We start from the raw sequence: 9,505 nt of genomic DNA on the forward strand, positions 1-9,505 counted from the left end.
CACTGTGACAAACGAACTCATCACGGCGAGCGCTGCTGACCTGGCCGCGCGCCTAGCTGCCCGCGAGATCTCCTCCGCGGAACTCACCCAGGCCTGCCTTGATCGCACGGCCGCCGTCGACGGCGTCGTCCACTCCTATCTGCACGTCGACGCCGAGGGTGCCCTGGCGGCCGCGCGCGCGATCGACGAGCGCCGCGCGGCCGGTGAGAGCCTGCCGACGCTGGCCGGTGTGCCGATCGCGGTCAAGGACGTCATGACCACCAAGGGTCTGCCGACAACCTGTGGGTCGAAGATCCTGGAGGGCTGGATACCGCCCTATGACAGCACCGTGGTCACCCGACTCAAGGCCGCCGGTATGCCGATCCTCGGCAAGACCAATCTGGACGAGTTCGCGATGGGCTCCTCGACGGAACACTCGGCATACGGCCCCTCCCGCAATCCCTGGGATCTCGATCGCATCCCCGGCGGCTCGGGCGGTGGCTCGTCTTCCGTCATCGCGTCTTTCCAGGCGCCGCTGGCGACCGGCACCGACACCGGTGGCTCGATCCGCCAGCCGGCCGCCGTCACCGGGACCGTTGGCACCAAGCCGACGTATGGGGGTGTCTCCCGCTATGGCCTTGTGGCACTTGCCAGTTCGCTCGATCAGGCCGGACCGTGCGCCCGCACCGTGCTCGACACGGCGCTGCTGCATGAGGTGATGGCCGGGCACGACCCGATGGATTCCACCTCCATCGATGCGCCCGTCCCAGCGGTCGTCGAGGCCGCCCGCCGAGCTGATGTCTCCGGCATGAAGATCGGCATCATCCGCGAACTGACCGGCGACGGCTTCCAGGCCGGGGTCCAGCAACGCTTCGATGAGTCGGTGCAGCATTTGGTCGATGCCGGCGCTGAGGTCGTCGAGGTCTCCTGCCCGTCGTTCACCTATGCCCTCGCGGCCTACTACCTGATCCTCCCGAGCGAGGCGAGCTCGAATCTCGCGAAGTTCGACGCTATGCGTTATGGCCTGCGCGTCGCGCCGCACGGCATCGACGACCCCAGCGCTGAGCAGGTCATGGCGGCGACCCGGGACGCGGGCTTCGGTGACGAGGTCAAGCGCCGGATCATCCTCGGCACCTATGCCCTGTCCAGTGGCTACTACGACGCCTATTACGGCTCGGCCCAGAAGGTCCGCCGGTTGATTGCCGACGACTTCACCCGCGCTTTCGAGGCGGCCGATGTGCTCGTCAGCCCCACCGCACCGACGACGGCCTTCGCCTTCGGCGACAAGATCGATGACCCAATGGCGATGTACCTCAACGACATTGCCACGATCCCCGCCAATCTCGCCGGCGTTCCAGGCATGTCCTTGCCGAGTGGCCTCGCGCCCGAGGACGGCCTCCCGGTCGGCTTCCAGATCCTCGCCCCGGCCATGCAGGACCAGCGCCTGTATGCCGTGGGCGCCGCCCTCGAGGCCCGCCTGCTGTCCGCCTGGGGAGCCCCGCTCCTGCACTCCGCACCCGATCTCACCGCCGCCGGAAAGGGGGCCTGAGCCATGAGCCAGGCGACCGCCGAAGCCACGCTGCCCTTCGAGGAGGCCCTCGCGGCATACGACCCGGTGCTGGGTTTGGAGGTGCACGTCGAGCTGGGCACCAACACCAAGATGTTCTGCGGATGTGCGACCGCCTTTGGGGCAGAACCCAATTCGCAGGTATGCCCCGTCTGCCTCGGCCTGCCCGGCGCCCTGCCCGTGGTCAATGAGAAGGGCGTCGAGTCCGCCATCCGCATCGGCCTCGCGCTCAACTGCGAGATCGCGAGCTGGTGTCGGTTCGCCCGGAAGAACTACTTCTATCCGGATATGCCCAAGAACTTCCAGACCTCGCAGTATGACGAGCCGATCGCCTTCAACGGCCACCTCGACGTCGAGTTGGCGGATGGCTCGACCTATCGCGTCGAGATCGAGCGCGCGCACATGGAGGAGGACACCGGCAAGTCGCTGCACGTTGGTGGCTCGACCGGTCGCATCCACGGCGCGACGCACTCGCTGGTCGATTACAACCGCGCCGGCATTCCGCTCATCGAGATCGTCACCAAGCCTATGACGGGCGCGGGGGAGCGGGCGCCCGAGATCGCCAAGGCGTATGTCGCGACCCTGCGCGACCTGCTCAAGGCGCTCGGCGTCTCGGACGTGAAGATGGAGCAGGGCTCAATGCGCTGCGACGTGAATCTCTCACTCATGCCGAAGGATTCGACGACCTTCGGCATCCGCAGTGAGACCAAGAATGTCAACTCGCTGCGCTCGGTCGAGCGGGCTGTGCGCTACGAGATCGGTCGCCACGCGGCGATCCTGTCCTCCGGTGGCAAGGTCACGCAGGAGACCCGGCACTGGCACGAGGACACCGGCATCACGACCGCCGGCCGCGAGAAGTCCGACGCCGAGGACTACCGCTACTTCCCCGAGCCCGATCTGGTCCCGGTTGCCCCGAGCGCCGAGACGGTTGAGGCGCTGCGCGCGACCCTGCCCGAGCCGCCCGCGGCCCGCCGCAAGCGGCTCCAAAGTGCCTGGGGCTACAGCGATTTGGAGATGCGCGATGTCGTCAACGCCGCTCTCGTCGACCTGATCGATGAGACCGTCACCGCCGGTGCCAGCCCCGCCGGGGCACGCAAGTGGTGGTCGGGCGAGATCGCCCGCCGCGCCAATGACGCGGGTTCCGATGTGCCGACATATGCCGCGTCCCTCGCCGTCACCCCGGCTCACGTCGTGGAGTTGGAGTCGCTGATCACGGGCGGCCGGCTGAACGACGCGATGGCGCGCCAGGTCTGGGACGGCGTGCTTGCTGGCGAGGGCACGCCGACGGCGGTTGCCGACGCGCGTGGCCTGGAGTTGGTGCAGGACAGCGGCGCGCTGCAGGCCGCGGTCGACAAGGTCATCGCGGCGAATCCCGATGTGGCACAAAAGGTTCGCGACGGCAAGGTCCAGGCGGCCGGCGCCCTTATCGGCCAGGTCATGAAGGAGATGAAGGGCCAGGCCGACGCCGCAGCCGCCCGCCAACTCATTCTCGACAGCTTGACGGACTGAGCTTTCCGCTCACGCGCACGCGAGAGGGGTGGCACCGAGAACGGTGCCACCCCTCCTACGTGTGCCGCGCGGAGCGCGATCAGCGGCGGCCGCCGCCGAGGATCGAGCCAAGGATGTCGATGATCCCGCCGCCCGACGACTGCTGCTGCTGTTGCTGCTGGCGGCTGCTCTGGCTGGAGGCCGCCCCGCCGAGGACGTCCTTGAGGATGTCGTCGAGGTTCGGCTGGCCGGAGGACTGGGGTGCCTGCGGCGTCTGCTGGCGCTGGGGCAGCACCTCCTCGTCAGCCTGGCTGTCCTGCGGTGCCGAGGCAGCGCCACCGCCGAGAACCTGACCCAGGATGTCTCCGAGGCCGCCGCCACCGGAGGACGAGCCCCCGCCGGACGTGCCGCCGGTGCGCTGCGTCATCTGCTTCATGACATACGACAGCACGATCGGGGCGAGGATCGGCAGGAGCCGGCGGAAGAGGCTGCCGCCGAGGCCGCCGGCGGCGCCATAGCCACCGAGCTGGCTGTAGACCGCGTCCTCGTTGCTGCCGAAGATGTGGCGAGTAATCGCTGCGCCGTCCTGCGCGTCGACCTGGCCGAGGTCGACCCCACCATCAAGCAGGGCGCCGTCGTGCTGGCCGAGAGCCTCGAGGATCGAGCCCGCGCCGCGGGGGTCCTGGGCGTTCGCGTCGAGGCCGCCGAAGAGCGCGGGCAGCGCTGCCGCGGTGGCCGCCTCGACCTCGCTCGGATCCGCGCCCACCATCGCGGCGAGCTGGTCCATGTCCAGGCTGTTCAGAATGTCGTCAACGGCATTCGCCATGGAGGGTTACCCCATTTCTGTTCGTGCGCGGGAGCGCGTCGGGTCGGCGCGCTCCAGTGCGCGGCGATCCCGCTGTACCCAAAAGTAGCAAGGGCGGCCGCGGTATTCCCCCCAAAGCGCCCCACCCCGTGCGATAGGGGCATGCTTGGGGTATGACGTCCGCTGCCATGGATCGCAAACTCGTCCTCGTGCGGCACGCTGCTGCGGCGGCGCGGCACCCCGAGGGCGACCACGAACGCGAGCTGACCGAGGAGGGGATTTCTCAGGCGCGCACCGCTGGTGGGTGGCTGAGCGGCCACGAACTCGGCGTCGATCAGGTGCTCTGTTCGTCCGCGGAGCGGGCCAGGCAAACCGCCGAGGGCCTGTGGGACGGCGGCTGTTGCGAAGCCGATGTGCACTATGACCAGCGCATCTACAACGCGGACCACAACGCCCTGCTCGGCGTGGTCCGAGAGGCGGATGAGGACGCGAGCGTCGTGATGATGATCGGGCACGCCCCCGGCATACCTGCCCTGGCCAGCCTCCTCGCCGATGGCGAGGGCAGTCGCCGCGCGCATGAGGCGCTGGCGGCGGGTTTCCCGACAGGGGGTCTGGCGGTGCTCAGCTTCTCGGGCTACTGGCGCGATCTTGCGGCGGGCGTCGCGAGCCTGGATCGCTTCCATACGCCCTGATCGGGTGAGCCGGGTCGTGGACGCCCGGCGCCTGCCGCGAGCCCGGGTGCGAGAATCAGGAGTATGCCTGCGCTGCGATCCCGCACCTCCACCCACGGCCGGACGATGGCCGGAGCCCGCGCCCTGTGGCGCGCGACGGGGATGACCGATGACGACTTCGGCAAGCCGATCGTTGCCATTGCGAACAGCTTCACGCAGTTCGTGCCGGGGCATGTGCACTTGAAGGACCTCGGCCAGCTCGTGGCTGGCGCGGTCGCGGAGGCGGGCGGTGTCGCCAAGGAGTTCAACACGATCGCCGTCGACGATGGCATCGCCATGGGCCACGCCGGGATGCTCTATTCGCTGCCCTCGCGCGAACTGATAGCGGATGCCGTGGAGTACATGGTGAACGCGCATTGCGCGGACGCCCTGGTGTGTATCTCCAACTGCGACAAGATCACTCCCGGCATGTTGCTCGCGGCGCTACGCCTGAACATCCCGGTCGTCTTCGTCTCCGGCGGCCCGATGGAGGCCGGCAAGACCGTCGCCATCGAGGGCATCGTGCACGACAAGATCGACCTCATCGACGCGATGATCGCCTCGTCCAATGACGCGGTCAGCGACGATCAACTCGACGCCATCGAGCGCTCCGCCTGCCCCACCTGCGGCTCCTGCTCGGGAATGTTCACCGCCAACTCGATGAACTGCCTCACCGAGGCGATCGGCCTCTCGCTGCCGGGCAATGGCTCAACGCTCGCGACGCACGCGGCGCGCAAGGATCTGTTCCTGCGCGCCGGGGAACTGATCGTCGAACTGTGCAAGCGCTACTACGATGGCGACGACGAGTCGGTGCTGCCGCGCAATATCGCGACCTTTGACGCGTTCACCAATGCCGTCGCCCTCGATGTCGCCATGGGCGGCTCGACCAATACCGTGCTCCACCTGCTCGCCGCCGCGCGCGAGGCCGACCTCGACTTCCACATGGCCGATATCGATGCCATTAGCCGTCGCGTGCCGTGCCTGGCCAAGGTGGCGCCGAACAGCCCGAAGTACCACATGGAGGATGTCCACCGCGCCGGCGGCATCCCGGCGATCCTCGGCGAACTCGACCGCGGGGGGATGCTGCAGCGCGACGTCCACGCTGTGCACGCCGCCAGTCTCACGGAATGGTTGGGGGAGTGGGACATTCGCGGCGGCTCGCCCTCCGATGCGGCTCTCGAACTCTTCCATGCCGCCCCTGGCGGCGTGCGCACCACCGAGCCCTTCTCGACCACGAACCGGTGGGCCTCCCTCGACACCGACGCAGCCAACGGCTGCATCCGCGATAAGGCCAACGCCTACACCGCCGACGGCGGCCTCGCCGTCCTGACCGGCAACCTCGCCCCGGCCGGGTGCGTCGTCAAGACGGCCGGTGTGCCAGAGTCCGTATGGCGTTTCGCCGGCCCCGCGGTCGTCTTTGAGTCCCAGGATGATGCCGTCAGCGGCATCCTCAACAAGCAGGTCAAAGAAGGCGATGTCGTCGTCATCCGCTACGAAGGCCCCAAGGGCGGGCCAGGCATGCAGGAGATGCTCTACCCGACCTCCTTCCTCAAGGGCCGCGGTCTCGGCCAAGCCTGCGCGCTGATCACGGACGGCCGCTTCTCCGGTGGCACCTCGGGCTTGTCGATCGGTCACGTTTCACCCGAGGCGGCCAGCGGTGGCCTGATCGCGCTGGTCGAAGATGGCGACCTCATCGAGATCGACATCCCCGCCCGCTCGGTCAATCTCGCTGTGCCACAAGACATCCTGGACGAGCGGCTGGCCAAGCAGCAGGCCCGCGAGCGCCCCTTCACCCCCCTCGACCGCGACCGGCCGGTCTCGGCCGCGCTGCGGGCATACGCCTCCATGGCCTCGTCCGCCGCCGACGGCGCCGTCCGCGTCGTTCCTTGATGCGTATGTCAAAGTTAACAAAGGTATCGGCCGGTATAGCAGGCGCTTTTGGCGTCATCCTCCTATTGGCGCTTCCGAATGCCCTCCCTTTCGTATTTCGAGTCTTCGGAATGGACAGCCAAGGCGACTCCGTGGCTGAGGCGTCGATGCGCACAGCGACGGCGCAGGCAATGGCTTCCGTCACGACGCTGGCGATTGGAGTCATCGCCGCGAGGCAATATCAGATAGCCAAAAGGAAAGATGCTCGAGAAGTGGTAGTTGCTGAACTAGAGGTACTTGAGAGAATAGCGCGCAATCTCTTGCCCACTAGTTCCGAAATGGAAAACTTATGGGCAGTTATTGGAATACAAACTCTGTACCACTCACGCGACTTGAGTCCGGGCAACGCCAGGGCTCTTTTGCTGGGTTATTTGGGGTGGTCCTTGGGTAGACCAAGGACGGAAGCTTCAAATCTCGCGGTGAGGATGGTTGTTTCCGAGCTAAAATTGGGCAGGGTTCTTGATTTCCGAGGCGGAAGTTTTGCGAAGTATGACCTATCCGACCTGGATTTACGGGGGATTCAGTTCTCCTCGGGCGCGACCTCAGAGGCAATTATTAACCGCGCAACTTTGCCTGAATCACCAGCTAAACACTAGCGAGCAGGGCGAGGATTTCGTTAACTACGTCGCGGTTCGTAACTCTAATTACGCCCCGACACCGAAAGGCACCGTCAACTCTGTCGATCCTCGCAATCTCACCAGAACTCGTTGCTGATGTAGTTAGGGATTCCACGAGCCTCGTTAGGCGCGAAACAACTCTTCTGGCCTCAGCAAGCTCGCCGAGAGCGATCTGTGCAACCGCCAAATCGTACAGCGTGAAGACGACGCTATCTCGGACGTAACTAAAGTGCTGCCCGGAGGCATAGAATCTATCCCCACGGGCTGGTAGTTCGGAACCCTTTCGCGCCCAAGTAGCTGCACCTACCCAGTCCTCGTTGATAAGGCACACATGTGCCATGGCAGTACAGTTCTCATTTATCTCAGCAAATGCCAGCGAAGTCTTCAGCTCATTAATGGCCTCGTTTCTAGTGGCGGGCTCCCAAAGAGCGTAAAACTCGTTGAGGTGGTAGCGGCAACAATTATGTTTCACGTGCGTTGGTGCGCCAAATCTCACCGCCTCGATTATTTGATCTCTCGACGGCGTAAAGATCTTCCTTGATCTCAGATCTATCCGCACATATCCCGCCGTTCGAGCTTCGATATCTTGCTTCATGTCGACTAGTGCTTGACTGCGAGATGGGCCGACTATTCCAGAGAGCGATGTCGTCTTTCCGATCGGCCTTTGTCCATTGGGGTCAACTATGATGAGGTCGCACTCAGTGATGTCGAATTCCTTTTCAGGGTTCTCCACAAACCACCAATAAAGCCAGTCATCCCAGTCGCCGTCTGTGTCGCCCTGCTGACGGCAGCACACGGACTCCGTAAAGCGCATGTCCTTGGATTCGCCCCAGTAACCTACGTCTGGGTCCTCTGGCTGTGTTTGTGGGCCAGAAGAGTTCGAGAGGACCTCAGTGAAATGGTCTTCGAGTGTAGTTCTCGTGAGATCCATTGGGATCCCCAAATTTTGTGAATAGTACCTGAGATAAACGTCTTCGAGATCGTCCAGCATCAGCACCGGGGCCGCATCGTCAATTGTGATAATTCCTTTGGACTCAAGAGCTCGCGCAGCGTCCTCCAGTTCCGGAAGGGTCCCAGCAAAGTCATTCAAGGTCCTGGCCAGGGCCCAAAGCTCGGTTATCGAGGCTCCTTGCGCTCTACTCACAAGGCGCAAGTGTTGCATTTCTCGTTCGCTGAGCTCGTGTAGGGCGGCTATGAAGGGGGTGCGCCAGTCCTCCCGAATCGTGAGCTCTTGTTGAACAAGTTCAATCGTTCTCGTGGTTACCTCAAGATTCGTCTGGTAGCCGGCTTCCACCCGCCTAAACATGAAATGACACAATAGGCGAATCTCGTAGGGGCGGCCGCCTGTGAGTCTGTGTACTAGAGCGGGGTTGGGAATTGGGATCTCGTCGGCGCCATAACCAGGATTGATGCCGATGGCCTCTAACGGGCCACACATGCATTTCCGGGTTTCCTCGAGGTGCTCGAATCGGTCTACATTGACCTTCTTGAATTGTCTAATTATAGGCGAAAAAACTTCGGTCAACTCGGGCAGCAGTCGTGGCGTTCCGGCTAATACGATGAGATAATCACCTTGGTTCATAAATACATTGCGGAGCATTTCTAGCCCCGTGCGTGTTTCGCTAAGGACGTCTGCCTCATCTATTAATAGCGCAAAGGGTTTGACGTGATTCTCACCTATTAGACGAAGCTCTCTATCGATCAGGGATTCCGAGAGTCTCCCACCCTCGGGCAACTCCGAGAGATGACGGGGTACCTGATGTCCGTGCAGGTCGAGATCCATGTCCCGTCGAGTGTCGCGTAGGCGCCTGAAATTCTTGTAGAAGGCTGCGTCGAGACCGCCCAGGTAGTCATCCATGCAGGCAGCGGTGAAGAGGTTGTCAAAGATCTTGGAGAAAAGATCAAGTGGGCTTGCGTCGCTTGTGTTGAGATTGATGCGAACTGGCGTGAATCCGGACTTGTGTGCAATTGCTTCTGTGTAGTTTAGAAGAGAAGTCTTCCCGGCGGCTCGAGGGCCAATTAGGGCAAGGTTAATGTTCGTCCCACGCTTCGCGAGGTCAATGTAATATTGAATATCGCGTTTTTGAGAATCCCTGCCAACTAACTCACTGAGTTGCTTTATCGGATTGGCGAAATCGTACGGGTTGGCGAATGGCGTGTCCGAGAGTAGGTCAGCGAGGTTCATGGTCAATTCTTCTCGGAGTCCTTCTGATGATGAGTGGATGGGTAGGTCCCATATTGGCTGAGGCAGAATGGCCCTCCAGTCTAGCCGACCAGGTTCGTCGACTTGGATTCGAGTGATAGTCCGGCGTGAGCGTGTCTCTTTCTCATGAACGTTAATGGGCTTGTATGACTTAGAGGGCCTCCTGGTTGCAGGTGGTGGTCGCTACGGTGGCCGTGGGAGAAGGCT

At 63.4% G+C, this 9,505-nt stretch carries 7 protein-coding genes; 5 read left to right on the forward strand and 2 right to left on the reverse strand.

The features are described from left to right. Positions 1-4: 4 nt before the first annotated feature. Together gatA and gatB are read left to right on the forward strand one after the other, a co-directional pair. Positions 5-1,528, forward strand: a complete 1,524-nt coding sequence (gene gatA / locus ABD225_RS10145) for an Asp-tRNA(Asn)/Glu-tRNA(Gln) amidotransferase subunit GatA (protein ID WP_344084445.1) — start codon at positions 5-7, stop codon at positions 1,526-1,528. Between the two features lie 3 nt (positions 1,529-1,531). Continuing rightward, the gene (gatB, locus tag ABD225_RS10150; RefSeq protein WP_344084448.1) at positions 1,532-3,055 is read left to right on the forward strand and encodes an Asp-tRNA(Asn)/Glu-tRNA(Gln) amidotransferase subunit GatB; all 1,524 of its coding nucleotides are present in this window, start codon (positions 1,532-1,534) and stop codon (positions 3,053-3,055) included. Positions 3,056-3,134: 79 nt separating this feature from the next. On the opposite strand, the gene ABD225_RS10155 is transcribed toward gatB, so the two are convergent. Continuing rightward, a complete protein-coding gene (locus ABD225_RS10155; protein ID WP_344084451.1) occupies positions 3,135-3,860 on the reverse strand; it encodes a DUF937 domain-containing protein in 726 nt (241 codons plus the stop codon). A 152-nt stretch (positions 3,861-4,012) separates the two neighbouring features. Here ABD225_RS10155 and ABD225_RS10160 point away from each other — a divergent pair, with 152 nt between their 5' ends. The 3 genes from ABD225_RS10160 (at position 4,013) to ABD225_RS10170 (ending at position 7,074) form a co-directional block, all read left to right on the forward strand. Further along, positions 4,013-4,531 carry a SixA phosphatase family protein gene (locus ABD225_RS10160; RefSeq protein ID WP_344084454.1) on the forward strand — a complete coding sequence of 173 codons (519 nt, stop codon included), beginning with the start codon at positions 4,013-4,015 and terminating at the stop codon, positions 4,529-4,531. Positions 4,532-4,594: 63 nt separating this feature from the next. Further along, positions 4,595-6,439, forward strand: a complete 1,845-nt coding sequence (ilvD, locus tag ABD225_RS10165; RefSeq protein ID WP_344084457.1) for a dihydroxy-acid dehydratase — start codon at positions 4,595-4,597, stop codon at positions 6,437-6,439. A gap of 131 nt (positions 6,440-6,570) precedes the next feature. Then, positions 6,571-7,074, forward strand: a complete 504-nt coding sequence (locus ABD225_RS10170; RefSeq protein ID WP_344084460.1) for a hypothetical protein — start codon at positions 6,571-6,573, stop codon at positions 7,072-7,074. Here ABD225_RS10170 and ABD225_RS10175 read toward each other — a convergent pair. Then, positions 7,064-9,280: an ATP-binding protein gene (locus tag ABD225_RS10175; protein ID WP_344084463.1), complete on the reverse strand. Its 2,217-nt coding sequence runs from the start codon at positions 9,278-9,280 to the stop codon at positions 7,064-7,066. The genes ABD225_RS10170 and ABD225_RS10175 overlap by 11 nt on opposite strands. Positions 9,281-9,505: the final 225 nt, after the last annotated feature.

Origin of the sequence: Nostocoides veronense, from assembly GCF_039531185.1 — a bacterium.
Taxonomy (GTDB): domain Bacteria; phylum Actinomycetota; class Actinomycetes; order Actinomycetales; family Dermatophilaceae; genus Nostocoides_A; species Nostocoides_A veronense.

Bases quoted from the DNA above. Each gene is read 5' to 3' on its own strand.
- ilvD (WP_344084457.1), top strand. From the start codon at position 4,595: ATGCCTGCGCTGCGATCCCGCACCTCCACCCACGGCCGGACGATGGCC.
- gatB (WP_344084448.1), top strand. From the start codon at position 1,532: ATGAGCCAGGCGACCGCCGAAGCCACGCTGCCCTTCGAGGAGGCCCTC.
- ABD225_RS10175 (WP_344084463.1), bottom strand. From the start codon at position 9,280: ATGAACCTCGCTGACCTACTCTCGGACACGCCATTCGCCAACCCGTAC.
- ABD225_RS10155 (WP_344084451.1), bottom strand. From the start codon at position 3,860: ATGGCGAATGCCGTTGACGACATTCTGAACAGCCTGGACATGGACCAG.
- ABD225_RS10160 (WP_344084454.1), top strand. From the start codon at position 4,013: ATGACGTCCGCTGCCATGGATCGCAAACTCGTCCTCGTGCGGCACGCT.